We start from the raw sequence: 18,853 nt of genomic DNA, 5'->3' as shown, positions 1-18,853 counted from the left end.
GTTTCCTCAGGCGGCATCGCAGTTGGCCATGGCATTGGCGGTGAATTTTTCGTAATGGAAGCTGGCCGGGCTCACGCCCTGGTGCTTGAAGTGCTCGCGCACCGCATCGACCATCGGCGGCGGCCCGCACAGGTAAACGTCGACATCACCATCGTTGAGAACGTTGCCGGCCATATGCTGGGTGACATACCCCTGGCGCGGGTGCGCGGTCTGCGGATCGGCCACGCAGGTGACAAGCGTGAGGTTGGGCAACCGCGCAGCGAAGGCCTCCAGGGCCTCGACCAGCACCAGGTCCTGATCCCGCGTCACCCCATAGATCAGCGTGATCGGCCGGCTTTCCCCCCGCAGGGCCAGCACTTCAAGCATCGACAGGAACGGCGCCAGGCCGGTGCCACCGGCCAATAACAGCAGCGGCCTGTGCACCTCACGCAGGTAAAAACTGCCCAACGGCCCGGTCATCGGCACGCTGTCGCCCGGCTGGGCGCGCTCCAGCCAACTGCTCATCAACCCGCCCGGTACATGCTTGATCAGAAAACTGGCGTGCGTGTCGCCAGGGCGGCTGCTGAATGAATAGGAGCGCGTCTGCCCGCTGTCGGGCACGCCGATGTTCACGTACTGGCCGGGTAGAAACACCGGCGCCTGATCCAGTTCGAAACTCACCTGCAGTGCAGCATCGGCGTGGCGGGTGATGCTGGCCAGCGTCGCGACGAACTGCGTGGTGCCGGTCTTGCACGCGCTGGACGGTACCGGCACGGCAATCACGCAATCGGACTGCGGCACCATCTGGCAGGTCAGTACCTGGCGCTCCTGGGCTTCATTCGCGCTCAGGGCGTCTTCGATATAGTCATCGCCCAAGTCATAGGCGCCGGTTTCACAACGGCACTTGCACGTGCCACAGACACCGTCCGAGCAGTCCATGGGCAGGTTGATGCGTTGGCGGAAAGCAGCATCGAGCACCTTCTCCCCCACCTTGCAGTCGATAAAACGGGTAACCCCATCTTCGAAGTTCAGGGCAATGGCATACGTCATGGCGGTGTCCTCAGATGTGGTAGATGTCGATGACCTGGTGGATGTAATCGTTTTTCAGCACCACCTTCTTGTGTGTGATCAGCGGCTGCTCGCCGCGGATATCCAGGCTATAGAAGGAGGTGCCGAAATAGCTGTCCGTGGTCTTGTAGCGGTGGCTGAGGGTGTGCCAGTTGAAACGCAGTTGCACCTGGGCGCCATCGTCGGCCAGCACTTCGAGGTTGCAGAGCAAGTGCACGGTGCGCGGCTCGGGCGTGCTGGCGCTGGAGCGTTCGGTCTTGATCCGGAAGATGCGGTCTTCCAGGCCATCGCGGCTGGGGTAGTAGATCAGCGAGATTTCGCGTCGCGGGTCTTCGGTGAGGGTGTCGTAGTCGTCCCAGGCAGGCATCCAGAATTGCACCTTGGGCGAATAACACGCCAGCCACTCATCCCACTGGCGGTCATCCAGCAGGCGCGCCTCGCGGTACAGAAAGTCCAGCAGGCAGTCACGGGACAGGCTCATGGCTGCAGCTCCCGGTCGCTGGCGATCAGGCCTGGCTGTTCACGCTCTATTGCACGCTGCAGGCTTGCGGCCCAATGCGCATGCTGGCGCACGAACAAGCCTTCGTCTTCGGTTTTGCCCCCGCTCAATTGCGGGTGCATGCCCATGGCCCTGGCGTTGTCGTCGGCCCCTTCCACCCACTGCTTGGCGCCACGGCTCAGGTCATTCCACAGGGTGGTCGCGCCCTGGTAGCCGGTCTGGCAGGCGCGGAACTCTTCCAGGTCATCCGGCGTGCCCATGCCGCTGACGTTAAAGAAGTCTTCGTACTGGCGGATCCGCGTTGCCCGCTCCTCGGCGCTTTCGCCAATCGGCGCCATGCAATAGATCGTCACTTCGGTCTTGTCCACCGCGAGGGGCCGCACCACACGGATCTGCGTGGAGAACTGATCCATCAGGTACACATTGGGGTAGAGGCACAGGTTGCGGGTCTGGTCGACAATAAAGTCAGCACGCGCCTGGCCCAGGCGCTCGGCCAGTGCCGCGCGGTGGGCATGCACCGGGCGCACCTCGGGGTTGAGCAGGCGCGTCCACAGCAGGATATGCCCGTGATCGAAGGCGTAGACGCCGCCCAGGCTTTTCGACCAGCCATTGGCATCGACCGTGCGCGTGCCTTCGGCCTCGTAGTTGCGCCGGCCCATGGTCGCCGAGTAGTTCCAGTGCACGGAGCTGACGTGGTAACCGTCTGCGCCGTTCTCGATCTGCAGCTTCCAGTTGCCGTCGTAGACATACGAGGAACTGCCGCGCAGCACCTCCAGGCCCAGGGGGGCCTGGTCGACCATCTGGTCGATGATGACCCGGGTCTCGCCCAGGTAATCACTCAGTTGCGGCACCGCCTCGCTGAGGCTGCCGAACAGAAAGCCACGGTAGTTTTCAAAGCGCGCCAGGCGCGTGAGATCGTGGGAGCCGTCGCAGTCGAAGCTGTCCGGGTAGGCGCCGGTTTTGCCGTCCTTGACCTTGAGCAGCTTGCCGGCGTTGCTGAAGGTCCAGCCGTGGAATGGGCAGGTAAATGAGCCCTTGTTGCCCTGTTTGCGCCGGCACAGCATGGCGCCACGGTGGGCACAGGCGTTGACCAGGCCATGCAAAGTACCCTGTTTGTCGCGGGTGATGACCACCGGCTGGCGGCCGATCCAGGTGGTGTAGTAGTCGTTGATTGCCGGCACCTGGCTTTCATGGGCCAGGTACAGCCAGCCGCCTTCGAAGATGTGCTGCATCTCCAGGGCGAACAGGTCGGGGTCGGTAAAAATGTCGCGGCGGCAGCGAAATACCCCGGTAGCGGGATCTTCCTGAACGGACTCGCGCAATTGTGCAGCGAGGCGGTCGAGTGTAGTGGTCATGGGGCAGGCCCTCCGTTGTTCTTGTATCAGGCGCCCTCACCGTACGTGCTCCTCCCACTCCTCAATATCCGCTTCCTGCACATCAGTATCCGGCTGGCGCGAGCCGCTTAGCGATGGCGCTTCCAGGTCTGCGAAGGCAGCTCGCCAAAGCGTTTGCGATAGGCCTCGGAGAACCGCCCCAGGTGCATGAAGCCATGGTCCAGCGCCACTTCCGTCACACTGCGCGCACTGCTCAGTTGCAAACGCGCATGCACCCGCTCCAGCTTGCGCCGGCGCACATAATCACGGGGCGACAGGCCGACCTGGCGCGCAAACAGGCTATACAGCGACCGCTCGCTGACCTTGGCCACCGCCATCAATTGCTCGATACCGATGTCCTCGCCCAGGTGCTCCTCGATAAACTCGCGCACCGCCTCGAAACCACCGCCATGCGCCGCCTGGGGCACCACCCGCAACACATTGCTGGCCAGCAGCGCCAACAGCTTGTTGGCGACAATCCGCTCATACAGGTCCTGCACTTGCGGCTCGACGGCGTTTTCCGCCTCATGGCAGATCAGCCCCAGTAACTGCAGAAAACCATCCATCTCACTCAGCGCATGGCGCGCCGCCGCAAAACGAATACCCGGTTGCGGCAGCGTCCAGTGCTGCGCCAGGCAAGCGTTTTCCAGCAGGCGCACCGGCAACTTGATGATGAATTTTTCGCAGTCGGCGGAATAGGTCAGGTCCACCGGGTCATCCGGATTGATCAGCAGGATCTCCCCCGGCCCGAAGACCTGCGCGTTGCCCCGGGAGTTGGAGCGGCAGTGCCCGTTCAGCAGGATCTGCAAGTGATAGATCGTTTCCAGCGCCACCGACGTCACCTGCACCGGCGCCCCATAGCTGATACGGCACAGGTCCAGGCTGGAAAAGGTCCGGTGGCTGATACTCGCCAGGGGCCGGCCCTTGGGCGGCAGACGGATACAGTGGTTGCCCACGTGCTGGTTGACATAGTCCGACACGGCGTAGGCATCGGCGCCCTGGAAAATCTGGCTGCGCTCACTCAATAGCACGGTCATGGTGCGCCTCTTTATAGTTATTGGCCTCAGGCTGAGGCGTGATGTCGCGAGCGTCCAATATGGATAAGGTCTACATGGATACCCTTAAGGTATGGTGAGCTTTTCGCGACTCGGTAGTTCGCACCAGGCCGGCGATCACGCAGCGCATGCAGTCTATTGTTACTGTTTCATCAATAATGCTTTTCTACCTTGAGTATTTATCCGGAAAAACCCTGCGCCTAAACTGCGCGCAATTTCCAGGCAGCCATAACGCGCTAACTCTTATAAGGCGATCCAACGCCAAACTCCCTTTCCTAGAGCCCTCGGCGGCGCCCGCGTCGATTGACTACTCCCTCCCTGCCAGCCCCGATCAGCGCGACTGCCTGCTGCCGATTGAATGCCTTGCCCCCCTGCACATTGATTGCGTGCACTTTCCATTGACTAACGGAACGTATTAAAAAAATGACGGATGATCATCAACCCAAAACTCGCAAAGTTGCACTTGGCACGACCGCGAGGGTGCTGTTTTGCTTGCTTGTGCTGCTCGTAGCGCTGGCAATGATTTACGGCGGTTTCAAACTGGTTGCGCTGGGCGGCTCGAGTTACTACTTGATCGCGGGGCTGGCGTATTTGCTGCTGGCGGCGCTGATGTTCTTGCGCAAAGGGATAGGCCTTGCCCTTTCAGTCATCATCGCCTTGGCAACCTGTGCCTGGGCGTTTTACGAAGTGGGCCAGTTCAGTTACTGGGAACTGCTGCCGCGCCTGGTCGTTCCGGCAATTGTCCTGGCGCTCAGCCTGTGGGTCGGCGCTACGTTCCCCACCACTTCATCACGCGCCCGGCGTTTGGCCAACGGCATGGGGCTCGTTGTGTTTGCGGGGCTGATCGCAACGTTTGTGGCGGCGTTCTATCCGCACGGTGCGATTTCCAATCCAGTCGCTGCGAAGGCTGCGCCCGCACCCACGGAGCCCGCCTCGGCGTCCGAAAACTGGGCATCCTTTGGCCGTAGTGCATCAGGCACCCGCTTTGCGCCGTTCAACCAAATCACCCCGCAAAACGTCAAGGACCTGCAAGTTGCCTGGATCTACCGAACCGGCCGCAGAACCACAGGGGGCGGCGCCGGTGTGGACGAAAACACTCCGCTGCAGATCGGCAACGTCTTGTATTCGTGCACCCCGGAAAACCTGATCACCGCCCTCGACGGCGATACTGGCAAGCCGATCTGGAAGTTCGATCCCCACGCCAGCAGCGCAGAGCACGTAACTTGCCGTGGTGTGGGCTATTACGACATCGATAAGGACGACAGTCTGAGCGCTGAAGTCAAAACGTCGTACGGCGACCAGCAACAATGCCGTCAGCGCATTCTGGTGTCGTCTGTGGATGCCCGTTTGTTTGCCCTTGATGCGCACACCGGCAGCCTGTGCGCGAACTTTGGCGACAAGGGTTACGTCGACCTGAAAAAAGGCATGGGCCCGACCGAGAACAGCAAGCGCTATCACCCCACATCGCTGCCGGTGGTCATGGGCCATCTCACCGTGGTCGGCGGCTGGGTGCGTGACATCGTCGCCAAAGAGCCTTCTGGCGCTGTGCGTGCCTTCGACGTGCTGACCGGCGCGCTGGTGTGGGCATGGGACATCGGTGCGCCTGAGGGCCAGGATGCAACCGCTGGCGACCAAGAGTTCACCCTGGAAACCCCCAATGTCTGGACCATTCCTACCTACGACAAGGCATTGAACCTGGTCTACCTGCCCACCGGTAACGGTCCGCCTGACTATTGGGGTGGCGACCGCAACCAGGCCAAGGAAAAGTATGGCTCGGCTATCGTCGCCGTCGATGCTTCGACCGGCAAAACCCAATGGGTTTACCAGACCGTTCACCACGATGTGTGGGACTACGACCTACCCTCCCAACCTGTGCTGTACGACATCAAGAACGCCCAGGGCGAAAAAACGCCGGTGCTTATCCAGACCACCAAAACCGGCAATATCTTTGTCCTGGATCGCCGCACCGGCCAACCGGTCACTGAAGTTCAGGAGCGGGCGGTGCCTACTTCGCCAGCGGCCGAAGGCGAGCACCTGTCGCCGACGCAACCCCATTCGGTAGGCATGCCGGTGATTGGTGCCGAGCCACTGACCGAAAAGTCCATGTGGGGCGTAAGCACCTTCGACCAACTGTACTGCCGGATCATGTTCAAGGACTCCGTTTACGTAGGGCCCTTCACCCCGCCAACTGAAAAGCCCTACATCGAATGGCCAGGCTTGCTGGGCGGCATGAACTGGGGTGGCATCTCTATCGACGAAAACACCGGCATGATGTTCGTCAACGACATGCGCGTCCCTTTGCGCATGGCGCTGGTTACCAAGGAAAACACCAAGAAGTTCAAAGTCTCGACCGATGAAGTGCCTGGCTTCATGGGCACCATTCGCCCACAAGTTGCCGGCATCTATGGTGGGGTGAAAATCGACATCCTCCAGTCGCCCCTGGGCGTGCCGTGCAACACCCCGCCATTTGGCAGCATGAGTGCCATCGACCTGAACACGCAGAAACTGGTCTGGCAGGTTCCGTTGGGCACCGTGCAGGATACCGGCCCGTTGGGTATCAAAACCCACCTGCCGATCCCGCTGGGCATGCCAACGCTGGGGGGCCCGACCTCGACGGCCTCGGGGCTGGTGTTCTTTGCCGGCACCCAGGACTACTACCTGCGGGCTCTTGAGTCGGCCACCGGTAAAGAGGTGTGGAAAGCCCGCCTGCCAGTGGGTGCGGTTGCGGCACCGCTGATCTACAAGTCACCGGCCACCGGCAAGCAGTATGTGGTGATCTCGGCGGGTGGCATGAGCCATTCGCCGGATGTGGGTGACTACATCATTGCGTATGCGCTGCCAGAGAGCGCCGATAAACCATAAATCGTTGGTTAGCGCCGTCTAAAAATAATCCCCGGTTTCGGGGATTATTTTTGCTGGCTGGGAGGCAGGCCTGGACACTACTCAACCATAAGCCCGCGACGCACTCGCCCTGCCCTTTTATAGGCTCTGACCACCGTGTTGGTCTCACAAGAAATGATCCCCTCCAGGGACCCCATCCGCGCCGTTGAAACGGCCCACAGATCATGAATATCACGACACAACACATGCCAAAACAACTGCGAACGTCCGCTGGTACCGAACAGGCAACGCGTGTGCTCATCCTTTGCCAGCTCCAGGGCAATGCCATCTGCCGCACCCGGTCGGGTTTGTAACGACAGGATCGCCTCTACCCCATAGCCAACCAACAGCGGTTCGAGCTCCACACGAAAGGTCAGGGCATTACTGTCGACCAGCCCACTCAGCATCCGCTGAACCTTCGGTTCACTGACGCCACAGGTTTGGGCAAGCACGCCCAGGCTGGCCCTTCCATCGAGCATTAACGCGCCCAGTAGCCGCATCTCATCGGCATTCAGGCTCACAGGCCCGGCCGGCACCGGTTCAGTAGGCACCGAACCGTCAATCCGCCAGCGACTCGCTCGTCGGAACGACCTGAGCACCACCTGCGATTGAACCTGCCTTACTCCCGGCACCAGCGGCAACGCTCGCACCACCATGTCAGACAGCGCTTCCACATTCGGCAAATTGATCTCGGTGAAGATGTCGAACTCTCCAGTTGTCGCCATCACCACCTGCGTCTGTGCCAGTTGCGCCAAGTGCTCCGCTACTTCCTTCTGCCGCCCGTCGGCTACCCGAATCCACGCATGCAGCACCGGGCCACTCCCGACGACAACCGGATCAAGCTCGCCGATCACCCGGATATATCCACTGTCCATCAAACGTTGCAGGCGACGCGAAAGCGTCCGCTCGGCCACATCGCAGCACGTACTCAAATCCCGCCAAGTGCCACGGGGATTTGCCTGTAGTGCAACCAGGCAGGCCAGATCGGTTTCATCCAGCGCAAAATGTCTTTTTTCATCCGACTCAACGGTTGACGAGACCATATTCTTACAATACCTTCGCTCAAGTGGCCAAATTAAAACAAAACAAACCAGCAAATGTCTAAAAATAATTACAATTCAAAAACCAAAGGCACAAGCCAATGAATTATGCGACTCAAACGTCCCAAGCGGTAAAGCCGCAGGTATCAATCGCGCGCAAAATTGCGGCTGGCAGCATTGGGAACGCGGTGGAGTGGTTCGACTGGACGATCTATGCGTCGTTCGCGGTGTTCTTTTCTACACAGTTTTTTCCGAAAACTGACGAAACGGCGTCCCTGCTGGCGACTTTCGCTATTTTCGCCGTAGGTTTCTTCATGCGTCCAATCGGCGGTTGGGCGCTGGGGATCTACTCTGATCGCTATGGCCGCAAATCAGCATTGGGCGTCACCATCATGTTGATGGCTGGCGGCTCACTGATGATCGGCATTACCCCCACCTATGAGCAGATCGGGCTGCTAGCGCCGGTGTTGCTGGTGGTTGCACGACTGATGCAGGGTTTGTCGTTGGGCGGTGAATACGCGTCGGCCTCTACTTACCTGGCCGAGTTAGCGCCAGACCACCGTCGCGGCTTCTTTTCCAGCTTTGTCTTCTTCAGTTCCGCCGCAGGCATTCTGACCGCATCGGCGATCGGCTGGGCCCTTACTACCCTGCTCACCGACGAACAAATGAGAGAGTTCGGCTGGCGCATTCCGTTCTTGCTCGGTGCCTTGGGCGGTGTCGCTGGTATTTGGCTGCGTATGTCGGTGCCTGAAACCGAAGCCTGCACCTCGCAACCGGCTAAAAAGGTAGAGAAGCAACCTCTACGCACCCTGCTACGGGATTATCCGCGCGAGACCCTGCGAATTGTCGGCTTTTCGATCCTCAGCACATTTGCCTTCTACCTGTTCGTTATCTACATCCCCACCTATGCCATCCGAGCACTGCACGTGGAGTCCTCGACAGCCTTTGCGGCAAATACGGTTGCCATGGTTGCGTTCATGTTCGTGCACCCACTGTTCGGCATGCTCTCAGACAAGTTCGGGCGCAAGCCGCAACTGATCGTTTTTGCCCTGGGTTACCTGCTGTTCTTCTACCCGATTATCACCAACATGCAGCCGACGTTCTCGTCGATCCTGATGGTGGAGCTGTTCGGCCTGTTGCTCTACGCGCTTTATACCTCGATCGCCCCAGCCATCATGTCTGAACAATTCCCGAGCAGCGTTCGCGCCGTCGGTATTGGTGCGCCCTACAACCTGATGGTGGCCTTGCTCGGCGGTACTACGCCATACCTGCTGACCTGGCTGCAGAGCCACGGCCAAGAGAGCTGGTTCTTCTATTACGTGCTCGCAGGCGCCGCGCTCACCCTTCTGACCTTCATCAAAATGCCAGAGACCGCCGGAAAACCACTGAAATAGGCACTGGCTCGAACAACGCGATGCGATCCCCGTCAACGCCCGTCGAACACGGGGATACCGACTCACAAATCTTAGAATCCAGAAATTATGTGCGAACGATCCCAAGCCCTTTGTTTCCAGACTGCCCTGCAAATTGCCCATCTGATCGCTACCCGGCAGATCACCTCGCGCGCCGTCACACAATACTTTCTGGACCGTATTGCACGCAGCAGCGCGCTTAACGCCTTCACGATAGTGTTCGCAGAGCAAGCCTTGGCGGCCGCCGATGCCGCCGACAGTGCACTCGATACAGGCCAACCCTTGAGCCCATTGCATGGCGTGCCGGTTGCCATCAAAGACAACATCGAAATCGCCAACACCCTGGCCTCGGCAGGTTCGTTAAGCCGCCTGACCACTATCAGTTCCGCGACCAGCGCCGTCGCGCAACGTTTACAGGCGGCGGGAATGGTTATCGTCGGCAAGACCCAGATGACCGAATTTGCCTTCGGCTTATCCGGGCAGAACCCGACCCGAGGCACGCCCTGGAACCCCTGGGACGCCAAGTTGCATCGCGCCCCGGGCGGGTCCTCTTCAGGCGCGGCGGTTGCAGTTGCAGCAGGACTGGTACCGATTGCCGTCGGTGGCGATACCGGCGGATCGATACGAGCTCCCGCATCGCTTAATCATTTGGTTGGCTTCAAACCGTCCAGCGGCCTCATCAGCCTGGACGGTGTCGTTCCACTGGCTCCCAGCCTGGATGTGCTGGGCCCAATCGCCCGCGACGTAAACGACGCGCATGCGCTCACCGCCATCATTGCCAGCCCGTATACGGGCAATGGGTTGAAGGTTGAGGCTGAACTTGCCAGTGAGTGGGTGCCCACCAAGCCGGGCACCGTATTTGTACTGGACCAGGGTGCGTTCCCCAGTGCGCTGTCTATTGGCACCCGCCGGGTATGGGACCAGGCCTTGGGCAATCTGAACGCGGCCGGCTGGACGCTCGAAAGCTGGGCGCCCAATGATGAGTTGGATATCGGTCAGCTTTCCGAATGCAACTCGATGATCATTGCTTATGAGGGCTATCGCGAGTTTGGGCACCTGGCCCATGACCCCGCGCAGCTACTCTGGAAGGTGGTGCGCAATCGAATCCTGGCGGGTGCGGATATCAGCCGTGATGCCTACGAACACGCCGTTGCGCAGCGTGCAACGGCAGCCGCGGCATTCACCCGTGCGATCGGCTCATTTGGGGTGTTGTTGATGCCTGTCAGCAGCCACGGTGCCTTGCCCCTGGATGACGAGGACGTCAATCACGCCAGTATTGGCAAGTTCAGCCGAGCCAGTAATTACCTGGGCACTCCGGCAATCGCCCTGCCCGCCGGATTCGATGAGGCCCAGATGCCGATTGGCGTGCAGCTGCTAGGCCCGGTATTTACAGATATGCACTTGCTGAAAACAGCGAGCGCCATGGCGCCTTCGCTTTTACTTGACGGGCGCACGCCTGAGCTTGAGCGATGGGGGCTTTAAACCAGGTACAAACAGCAATCGCCCAAAACGACCAGTCCCAGTCACAGGCCGATCGAGATGGCAGCCCAAGAAAAGATTGTTAATGCGAAGCACTATCATTAAAGTGCAGGACTTTCCTCTGCGTGATCTCTGCTAATGTCGAGCATGACCACCGAAGAGCTTGAGGTGGCGTTTCGGGCCCATGCCACCGAGTTGCGTTCGTTTCTTCATCGTCAGTTGCGCAATCCTGAGACTGCGGCCGATCTGACCCAGGAAACCTACCTGCGCCTGCTCCGCCAGCCACCCCGCAAGCCGGTGCTCAATCTACGCGGCTTTATCTTTAAAGTTGCGCGCAACTTGGCGATTGATCATGCGCGCAGCAGGCAGACGCGAGAGCGCCTCGACGAAGGCACCGCCTACCTCTACGAGGTGACCGGCGAGAGCCCGGCGCTGTTCGATGTGGTGGTCGCGCAACAAGAACTGGCCGCGATGGCTCACGCACTGCACCGCTTGCCTACCCAGTGCCAGGAGATATTCACGCTGTGTCGGCTGCAAAACCTGCCCCACAAGGAAGTGGCCCTGCAACTGAAGGTTTCGGTCAGTACGGTGGAAAAACAATTGGCTATTGCGCTCGACTTTCTCAGCCAATGCCTGCAACGATAGCCGGTATGCACGATCAACCCCACACCACGCCATCCCTCAGCGAAATCCAGCGCACTGCCCACGCGTGGGTGATTCGCCTCACCTCGGGTTCGGTGCAGCCATCGGATGTGGCGGCGGCGCGGGCATGGTGCGAACAGGCGCCGGAGCATCAGCAGGCGTTTGTCGAAGCGCGTCGGATGTGGAGCTTAAGTGCGCATCTGGCCCAGCCTGCTGTTTCGGCACGGCCGTCCGCGCGTCGCCTGTGGGCAATGGGTATCGCGGCGTCGTTGGTGCTCGGGCTCGGCGTGACATGGGCGCAACGAATGGCATTGGATGCCGACTATTACACCGGCACCGGTGAGCGTCGACAGGTCGTGCTAGCTGATGGTTCGCAGATCACCTTGAATGCCAACAGCGCCGTTGATGTGAAATTCACTGACGATGGGCGGCGCATTACCCTGCGCAAAGGCGAGGCCGTGTTCGACGTGAAGCCGGACCCGCAGCGGCCCTTCAGTGTGCAGGCGGGAGCCTTGAGCGCGACGGCCCTGGGCACGATCTACGCCGTGCGCCGTGATGCAGAGCACGTGGATGTCACGGTGCGCCGCGGGCGTGTGGCCGTCACGGGCGTGCCTGACAAGGTGACGCTCGGCGCTGGCGAGACCGTTGGCGGGCGTGCCGATGGCCTGGGCGCCAAGCAGCGTGTGGACGTCGACACGATGCTGGCCTGGGAGCAAGGTCGCCTGGTCTTCGAGCTGACACCGCTGGCGCAGGTGCTTGAGCAACTCGAACGCTATCGTCCGGGAATCATAGTGCTGCGGGACTCGCGCCTGGGCGCACTCAAGGTCAGCGGCACCTTTCAGCTCAACGACCTGGACGAGGGCTTGACGACGCTGGAGAACGTCTTTGCCCTCAAGATCGAGCGCTACACCGACTATCTGCTGGTGATCTCCCCCAAGACTTGACTATTTTTACGGGTGTTGGCGTGTCAGCCGTCTTCCTTCCCTAGAACGATAATGCTTCGTATTAGGGAGACCACTGATGCACCATCCGTTACCTGAAGGGCTGCACATAAAATCGTTGTCCGCCGCCCCGCTCGCCCTCTTGTGCGTGCTGATATCCGGCCTGGCAGTGGCTGCCCCTCACTCTTTCAACATTGCACCGCAACCCCTGGCGAGCGCGCTGAACCGCCTGGCTGCTCAAAGCGGTTTACAGGTGATTTTTGATGGCACGCTGGTAGTCGGCAAGAACAGCCTTGGAGTCGTCGGCCCCAAAGAGCCAGAAGCGGCACTGGCTGACGTCTTGAAAGGCAGCGGCTTGACCTGGCGCGCGACCGGCGCAAACAGCGTGATGCTGGAAAAGGCCCCCGAATCGAGCAGCACCCTGCAATTGGGGGAGACGGCAATCGTCGGCCAGCAGATGGGTGAAACCACCGAGAACACCGGCTCCTACACCACCGGGGCCATGCAGACCGCCACCAAGCTCCCCTTGACCTTGCGGGAAACACCGCAGTCGGTCAGCGTGGTCACGCGCAAACGCATGGACGACAAAGCCATGACCACCATCAGCGATGTGGCCCAAAGCGCGCCGGGTTTTTTCCTGAATAACTCCGGAGGCGTTGGGCGACCCACGTTCAGCGCGCGCGGGTTCGACGTCGACACCATTATGTACGACGGCTTTCCCACCAGTTTCCTCACCTACCTGCCCAGCAGCGAAGCCAATCTGGCCATGTATGACCGGGTGGAAATCGTGCGTGGCGCCACCGGCCTGGCCCAGGGCGCGGGCAGCCCGGCTGGCGCGATCAACCTGGTGCGCAAGCGCCCGACCCACAAATTCCAGGCCGTGCTCACCGGCAGTGCCGGCAGTTGGGACGATTACAGCAGCACCCTGGACATTGGCGGCCCGCTCAACGAAAGCGGCACCTTGCGTGCCCGTACGGTGCTCTCGCGGCAGGACTCGAAAAGCTTTCGCGAGTCGGTAGAGAGCGACGCCGATCTGTACTACGGCGTCGTGGACGCCGACCTGACGGATACCACCACGCTGACGCTGGGGGCCTACCGGCAGAAGGACTACACCAACTACGTCTGGGGCGGGTTGCCCATGGCCCGTGGCGGTGGTCATCTAGGACTGCCCCGGGACACGTTCCTGGGGCATGACTATGAATACATGGACAACCGCACCACCGGGTATTTCGCGACGCTGGAGCATGGTTTCGCCAATGACTGGAAGCTGCGCATGGCAGCCATGCAGTCGATGACCAACACCGACGTGCTGGCCTCCTCCATATGGGGATACAACCGCCACTATCTATGGACGCAAGCCATGGAGCAGAAAGAGAAAGGCTATGACCTGGCCCTCAGCGGCCCCTTCCAGCTACTGGGCCAGGAACATGACTTCACCGTGGGCGTCAGCAAGCGCCAGCTGGATTATCGTACCGGTAAGATTTGGGAAAGGTTCATCGACAGCAACGTCGATCTGTTCGCGTGGGACCCGCGTGGCCACACCAAGCCCACTATCGTCAAAGGCCCCGACGGCCGTCTCGAGACGACGACTCAGGACAGCCTCTATACCAGCACCCGCCTGCGCTTGACCGACCCGCTGTCGCTGATTCTCGGCGGCCGTCTGGACTGGTACGAATTCCAAAGCAGGGCCAACCCTGCCAGCAGCTACAAGGTCACGCGCAATCTGACCCGCTATGCTGGCCTGGTCTATGACCTGGACACCAATCACTCGGTCTATGTCAGCTACACGGATATCTTCAAGCCACAGACCGAAAAAGGCCTCGGTGGACAAGTGGTGGTGCCTATCGTGGGCGAAAACTACGAGGTGGGTATCAAGGGCGAATACTTTGATGGCGCACTGAACGCCAGCCTGGCGGTTTTCCAGATTGACCAGAAGAACCGCGCCCAGCAATTGCCGGATGTCAAAGGCTGCGGTGCAACCGCCAACAGTGAGTGCTATGAGTCTTCCGGCCTGGTGCGCAGCCGCGGTGTGGACCTGGAAATCCAGGGCGCCCTGAGCGAAAACTGGCAACTGGCCGGCGGGTACACCTACACCCAGACGAAGTACGTCAACGACGCCACTGCAACCCTGGAAGGCCAGGACTTCAACCGCCGGCTGCCGCGCCAGCTATTCAAGCTGTCCACCCTCTACACCCTGCCCGGCGACCTGCAACGCTGGCGCATTGGCGGTGATGTTTATCAGCAGAGCCAGATCCGCACCGCAGGGGGCAGCGGTACCAGTGCATGGCAAAACCGGCAGGGCTCGTACACCGTGGCCGGCCTGGTGGCAGGCTACAAGGCCAGCGAGCAACTGGATTTGCAGGTCAACGTAAACAACCTGTTCGACCGTACCTACTACGTCAGCATCGCCAACGGCGGCTATGAACCGTATGACGTCTACGGCGACCCGCGTAACTTCAAACTGACTGCCCGCTACAGCTTCTAAGAAGCGGCTCGACGCTCATGTCCAAGGACGGACATGAGCAGGATAGATAGGGCGCGAGTTTGTCGACCTTATCCTCAAGTGACGAGCTGCAAAGGCAACTGATAAATGAACGCCCCTTCAAAGCGCCGCATAAACAAGCGCGGATAGCCGGCCAGGACGCGGATCAATCATCGTATGGCTGCCCGAGGTCGTGGTGACAAAACCAAAGCTCACGCGACTGTCGGGATCGGCAAAACTCACCGGGCCGCCAAGGCCCAGATGACCAAAGGCGCGGGGGCCCATTGCAAGGGAAGCCGTCGGGTCGACTTGCTGCTCCAGCATGCAACCCAGGCCGTAGCGCATTGGGCGCATCCATGAGCGATCCATGCCGTGACTGTGCTCTTGGGTGAACTCACGGAGCATTTCGCGCCCGATAAAGTTTCCCGCCAGCAACGCACTGTAGAAACCGGCGAGGCCGTGAGCGGTACCGTGTCCACACACAGCCGGTTGGCGATAGGCCCACCAGCGAGGGTCGCTGGTGCGTCTGGGCACCATTCCGGGATTGGTGAAGGCATATGTCGCGATGTGCGATGGCTGGTTTTTCAGCACTGCTCGCAACGCTTGCGAGTAAGGATCGCCGACTCGCCCGGTGGCACTGTCGAACCGGGCGATACGATGAAAGTGCTGTTCGTCCACGCCAAGGTGAACGTCCAGGTCATGAGGGTCCAGAATCTCGTCATGGATAAAGACGCAGGCATCGCGGCCGTCCACCCGACGAATCAACTCACCGAGTATCCAGCCAAAGGTGGTGGTGCCGTACCCCAGGTCGGTTCCCGGCTCCCACCACAGCGGCTCGGCCTCCAGGACCCGTATCATGTGTTCCCAGTCAAACATCATGGGGTTGTGGTCGGGGGCGCGCAGCGCCGGCAGGCCCGCGGTGTGATTCATCACCTGACGCAAGGTCACCCGGGCTTTGCCGCTCTGGGCGAACTCAGGCCAGTAACGGGCCACGGGTGCATCCAGCTCCAGCTTGCCCTGCTCGACCAACATCAGCACCGCCACCGCCACATAGGGCTTTACTACGCAAAAGGTATTGGCCAATGTATCGCGCGTCCACGGCTGGGTGCCCTCTTGATCCGCCATACCGGCCCACAGGTCGACGACCATCTCCCCGCCTACCTGCACGCAAAGCCCGGCTCCACGCTCCTGCGGATCATCAAACATCTGCTCGAAAGCCTGCTTGACCGCTTCGAACTGTTTTGCACACATCCCTTGTGCCTTCATACCTCAGACTCCTCGCATTTGAAGTATTGCTATTGAGCATTAACAAAGTTGCCAGGCGACAAGAAACATGCCGCCTGGCAGCCCCATTTACGGATTACGATTGGGCTGTAACTATCAGCTGATAGTACTTTGCGCGAACTTCACCCGCGCGACCGTGTTTGCGAGTGATCCAGGGAAAAACGGTTCGCACGCTTGTATGTGCCGAAGTCATTGAACCTGACACCTGCCTGCGCCATGACTTTATGGGCATAAGGCGCCGTCATCTGACGCAGATAGAACGGGTCCCTCACAACGAAGTGATGAATACTGTGCGTGCTGCCAAAGTTAAAACAGAACATCTGGAACGGCCACAACCACCAAGGGTTCATTACCTGGGTTTGTTGTAACGCATTACGCGGGGCGACGTCGCCATAGTAATGCATATTTGAACTTACAAAGAACAGGCAGAACTGCCTTATCAGGTTTGGAGCGATAAGAATGACGACTACATTATTGACCACCTCCATTAGCGCCAGCGTTGCCGCAGAACTATGAACCTGCGCCCCGCTGATTGACCCAAGCCAGACATACAGGTGGTAGCCGAGGAACACATACCAGCACCCCCAGTACACAAGGCCGAAAGGTGTGTTGAGTCGAATGATTTTGCCTAACAATCTTACCTTTTGCCGCCATCCCGGAGCAAAAACCGCGTTTAGGAAACCAAAGACAAATCCATCCATCAGTTTCAACAACCGCAGGATTCCCCAAGGGCTACCACTGGTAGTGATCCAGGCCTCGACATCCGAGTCAGTTCCGGATTCTTTATGGTGATGAAAGTGCAGGCTGCGTCTTAACCACGGGCTGGGCATTCCCGGTCGCGCCAACCAGCAAAAAAACATCATGGCATTATGGGCCAGCGGTTTTTTTCTGAAATAAAGCCGATGAATCAAATCATGTTCGATTTCATGAATAAAAGAAGTCAGCAGCGCGTTAATAAAAATACACATCCAGCCAGGGATAAAACCCTTGATATAGAGCCCTCCCGTGACCACCATGCCTACCAGGGAAAACACCATGACACTCGCTCCCAGAGCATCCTGATGCTGCAGGATCGGGTAGCGCTTGCGTAGGTCGTTCCCATGTTCGGTAATGCGCCGGGTTACATGATCAATCTTTTCCTGATCGGTATTTAGGCGATCAATTTCGATGGCTTCTTCCAAGACCTTCATCCATTCATCCTCTGCTTGCATCGGGGAATTACCAGCTTCGTCAAGCCGGTCACATCAATTGTTTGAGCGATAAAACAGTAGACATTCAAATTCACTGCGCGAATTCACGCGCACCGCTCAATAAATATGAAATCGACTGTTTACGGAAAACTTGTTAGGATCATTCCAAGCTTCAAAATGATAAGATAAGTTCAATTCTTTGCAACTGTGTATTTTGGGCGAGCTCAGTGTTACAGGAATTTGTGTAAGTTTTAATAATTTAGTTACAGTTTGTACAAGGATAAAACAACTGCGTACAAGTATTGCCAAGGAGGCACTATGAGATTGCATCGCATCAAATATTTCCGGCTCTCTCTACAAGAATCCGAGGGTAGCGCGGAGAAAAAAACGAGCCATGATGTATTTGACGCAGTGTTTTGCGATGAGGCTGCAGACAATGCCGCAAATCGCCCAGGCCTTGAACGGCTGATTCGCTATACACAGTGCGGGGATACCGTGGTTGTCGACAGCATGGCAGCGCTCACCTCCAGCATCGAGCAACTGTGTACCCTGATTCGCCGGTTGATTGAAAAGCAGGTAAACCTGGAGTTTTTGAGCGAAAACCTGGTTTTCCGACACGACTGCCTTGAAGTTATGGAGCCCATCATTGCGGTAATGGAGATGATCGCAGAGTTCGAACGCACTGCGACGATGGAAAGACAGGCAATAGGCATTGCCCGCGCAAAGATGCGGGGAGTTTATAGAGGGCGCAAGAAAAAACTGTCCGACAATCAGGTTGTAAGTTTAATTGACCGTGCCTGTGCGGGAGAAAGTAAATCTAAACTAGCGCGCGATTTTGAAATCAGTCGCCAGACACTTTATCGGTACTTGAGATCTACATAGCGGACTTGTCAGTCACATAATGAAGAGTCCATGGCATGTCCCTTAAATGACCGGCTCCTGGGCTATTTGCGAAACCGCATGCAGCACATCCGCAACCATGTGCTCGGCAGCGCTCTCCCCGTTGATAGGCAACACCGGCACCACCTGCCTTGAAATCCACGCCTCATGCCGCGCTCGATTGCGTCCGCTAAAAAGTGGGTCGTCATACTGCGAGGCCCACTCGCGAAAGGCGATATGTATTTCATGCATATCGCCACCTTGGGCAATGCGCTCGCCAAAACGCGCCTTTTCACGCAGGTCCAGGCGCTGAAGGCGCACAGGTGTTGGTGTCGTCACAAAGACGATCAGGCTGGCATGGCTGATAAGCGCTTCTCCCCAGCCATCAGCAGAGCCGCTCAACACCCAGCCTTGATCGCCAAGTGTTCGCTTGATCAAACAGACGCGCTCGTTGGGTGGTCGCTTGGTTGTGAAAGGCGGATTGGTGGGTAACCAGTAAAAGTCGTCCACATCGACATGGGGTACGCCCAACGACGCTGCAAGGGTTTGCCCCAAGGTCGTGACGCCTGCACACGAAGCGCCGGTGATATAGATGCGCACTGTTCTCTCCATGAATGTAAGCGGCTTTGGAGTCTACGAGTTTTATCCAC

At 58.9% G+C, this 18,853-nt stretch carries 15 protein-coding genes; 7 read left to right on the top strand and 8 right to left on the bottom strand.

All coding sequences use genetic code 11. The features are described 5' to 3' along the window. Positions 1-6: 6 nt before the first annotated feature. From benC to AC19YY_RS20835, 4 genes are all read right to left on the bottom strand, one after another. Entirely contained in the window at positions 7-1,029 is a 1,023-nt protein-coding gene (gene benC / locus AC19YY_RS20850; RefSeq protein ID WP_500604788.1) for a benzoate 1,2-dioxygenase electron transfer component BenC, read from the bottom strand. A 10-nt stretch (positions 1,030-1,039) separates the two neighbouring features. Further along, positions 1,040-1,528: a benzoate 1,2-dioxygenase small subunit gene (gene benB / locus AC19YY_RS20845; RefSeq protein WP_500604787.1), complete on the bottom strand. Its 489-nt coding sequence runs from the start codon at positions 1,526-1,528 to the stop codon at positions 1,040-1,042. After that, positions 1,525-2,901, bottom strand: a complete 1,377-nt coding sequence (locus AC19YY_RS20840; protein WP_170041459.1) for a Rieske 2Fe-2S domain-containing protein — start codon at positions 2,899-2,901, stop codon at positions 1,525-1,527. The genes benB and AC19YY_RS20840 overlap by 4 nt, the downstream gene beginning before the upstream one ends. 107 nt (positions 2,902-3,008) lie before the next feature. Beyond that, the gene (locus tag AC19YY_RS20835; RefSeq protein ID WP_500604786.1) at positions 3,009-3,956 is read right to left on the bottom strand and encodes an AraC family transcriptional regulator; all 948 of its coding nucleotides are present in this window, start codon (positions 3,954-3,956) and stop codon (positions 3,009-3,011) included. Between the two features lie 441 nt (positions 3,957-4,397). On the opposite strand from AC19YY_RS20835, the gene AC19YY_RS20830 reads away from it, so the two are divergent. After that, a complete protein-coding gene (locus AC19YY_RS20830) occupies positions 4,398-6,836 on the top strand; it encodes a membrane-bound PQQ-dependent dehydrogenase, glucose/quinate/shikimate family (RefSeq protein ID WP_500604785.1) in 2,439 nt (812 codons plus the stop codon). 77 nt (positions 6,837-6,913) lie between these two features. Here AC19YY_RS20830 and AC19YY_RS20825 read toward each other — a convergent pair whose 3' ends face one another. Continuing rightward, on the bottom strand, positions 6,914-7,897 hold the full coding sequence (locus AC19YY_RS20825; RefSeq protein ID WP_170041461.1) for an Lrp/AsnC family transcriptional regulator: 984 nt from the start codon (positions 7,895-7,897) through the stop codon (positions 6,914-6,916). 98 nt (positions 7,898-7,995) lie between these two features. On the opposite strand from AC19YY_RS20825, the gene AC19YY_RS20820 reads away from it, so the two are divergent. From AC19YY_RS20820 to AC19YY_RS20800, 5 genes are all read left to right on the top strand, one after another. Then, a complete protein-coding gene (locus AC19YY_RS20820; RefSeq protein ID WP_172311321.1) occupies positions 7,996-9,288 on the top strand; it encodes an MFS transporter in 1,293 nt (430 codons plus the stop codon). A gap of 87 nt (positions 9,289-9,375) precedes the next feature. Continuing rightward, complete coding sequence (locus tag AC19YY_RS20815) at positions 9,376-10,788, top strand: amidase (RefSeq protein ID WP_500604784.1); 1,413 nt, start codon at positions 9,376-9,378, stop codon at positions 10,786-10,788. A gap of 135 nt (positions 10,789-10,923) precedes the next feature. Then, a complete protein-coding gene (locus AC19YY_RS20810) occupies positions 10,924-11,430 on the top strand; it encodes an RNA polymerase sigma factor (RefSeq protein ID WP_170041464.1) in 507 nt (168 codons plus the stop codon). 5 nt (positions 11,431-11,435) lie between these two features. Beyond that, positions 11,436-12,371, top strand: coding sequence for a FecR family protein (locus AC19YY_RS20805; RefSeq protein WP_500604783.1), 936 nt, complete (start codon positions 11,436-11,438; stop codon positions 12,369-12,371). Between the two features lie 76 nt (positions 12,372-12,447). Next, complete coding sequence (locus tag AC19YY_RS20800; RefSeq protein WP_170057375.1) at positions 12,448-14,853, top strand: TonB-dependent siderophore receptor; 2,406 nt, start codon at positions 12,448-12,450, stop codon at positions 14,851-14,853. 117 nt (positions 14,854-14,970) lie between these two features. On the opposite strand, the gene AC19YY_RS20795 is transcribed toward AC19YY_RS20800, so the two are convergent. Together AC19YY_RS20795 and AC19YY_RS20790 are read right to left on the bottom strand one after the other, a co-directional pair. Then, the gene (locus tag AC19YY_RS20795) at positions 14,971-16,116 is read right to left on the bottom strand and encodes a serine hydrolase domain-containing protein (RefSeq protein ID WP_169951464.1); all 1,146 of its coding nucleotides are present in this window, start codon (positions 16,114-16,116) and stop codon (positions 14,971-14,973) included. Positions 16,117-16,256: 140 nt separating this feature from the next. After that, complete coding sequence (locus AC19YY_RS20790) at positions 16,257-17,324, bottom strand: fatty acid desaturase (RefSeq protein ID WP_169951462.1); 1,068 nt, start codon at positions 17,322-17,324, stop codon at positions 16,257-16,259. A 318-nt stretch (positions 17,325-17,642) separates the two neighbouring features. Between AC19YY_RS20790 and AC19YY_RS20785 the strand changes: the two genes are divergently transcribed. After that, positions 17,643-18,206, top strand: coding sequence for a recombinase family protein (locus AC19YY_RS20785; RefSeq protein ID WP_170041467.1), 564 nt, complete (start codon positions 17,643-17,645; stop codon positions 18,204-18,206). Positions 18,207-18,248: 42 nt separating this feature from the next. Here AC19YY_RS20785 and AC19YY_RS20780 read toward each other — a convergent pair whose 3' ends face one another. Beyond that, positions 18,249-18,803 (bottom strand): ATP-binding protein, encoded by a 555-nt coding sequence (locus tag AC19YY_RS20780; protein ID WP_500604782.1) that lies wholly within the window; start codon positions 18,801-18,803, stop codon positions 18,249-18,251. Between the last annotated feature and the right edge of the window lie 50 nt (positions 18,804-18,853).

The organism is Pseudomonas sp. MF09156 (assembly GCF_059862305.1).
This window is presented reverse-complemented; position numbering and strand designations above follow the sequence as displayed.

What these genes read in the sequence shown, in the direction of transcription:
- benC (WP_500604788.1), bottom strand. Translation starts at nt 1,029, where the DNA reads ATGACGTATGCCATTGCCCTGAACTTCGAAGATGGGGTTACCCGTTTT.
- benB (WP_500604787.1), bottom strand. Translation starts at nt 1,528, where the DNA reads ATGAGCCTGTCCCGTGACTGCCTGCTGGACTTTCTGTACCGCGAGGCG.
- AC19YY_RS20840 (WP_170041459.1), bottom strand. Translation starts at nt 2,901, where the DNA reads ATGACCACTACACTCGACCGCCTCGCTGCACAATTGCGCGAGTCCGTT.
- AC19YY_RS20835 (WP_500604786.1), bottom strand. Translation starts at nt 3,956, where the DNA reads ATGACCGTGCTATTGAGTGAGCGCAGCCAGATTTTCCAGGGCGCCGAT.
- AC19YY_RS20830 (WP_500604785.1), top strand. Translation starts at nt 4,398, where the DNA reads ATGACGGATGATCATCAACCCAAAACTCGCAAAGTTGCACTTGGCACG.
- AC19YY_RS20825 (WP_170041461.1), bottom strand. Translation starts at nt 7,897, where the DNA reads ATGGTCTCGTCAACCGTTGAGTCGGATGAAAAAAGACATTTTGCGCTG.
- AC19YY_RS20820 (WP_172311321.1), top strand. Translation starts at nt 7,996, where the DNA reads ATGAATTATGCGACTCAAACGTCCCAAGCGGTAAAGCCGCAGGTATCA.
- AC19YY_RS20815 (WP_500604784.1), top strand. Translation starts at nt 9,376, where the DNA reads ATGTGCGAACGATCCCAAGCCCTTTGTTTCCAGACTGCCCTGCAAATT.
- AC19YY_RS20810 (WP_170041464.1), top strand. Translation starts at nt 10,924, where the DNA reads ATGTCGAGCATGACCACCGAAGAGCTTGAGGTGGCGTTTCGGGCCCAT.
- AC19YY_RS20805 (WP_500604783.1), top strand. Translation starts at nt 11,436, where the DNA reads ATGCACGATCAACCCCACACCACGCCATCCCTCAGCGAAATCCAGCGC.
- AC19YY_RS20800 (WP_170057375.1), top strand. Translation starts at nt 12,448, where the DNA reads ATGCACCATCCGTTACCTGAAGGGCTGCACATAAAATCGTTGTCCGCC.
- AC19YY_RS20795 (WP_169951464.1), bottom strand. Translation starts at nt 16,116, where the DNA reads ATGAAGGCACAAGGGATGTGTGCAAAACAGTTCGAAGCGGTCAAGCAG.
- AC19YY_RS20790 (WP_169951462.1), bottom strand. Translation starts at nt 17,324, where the DNA reads ATGAAGGTCTTGGAAGAAGCCATCGAAATTGATCGCCTAAATACCGAT.
- AC19YY_RS20785 (WP_170041467.1), top strand. Translation starts at nt 17,643, where the DNA reads ATGAGATTGCATCGCATCAAATATTTCCGGCTCTCTCTACAAGAATCC.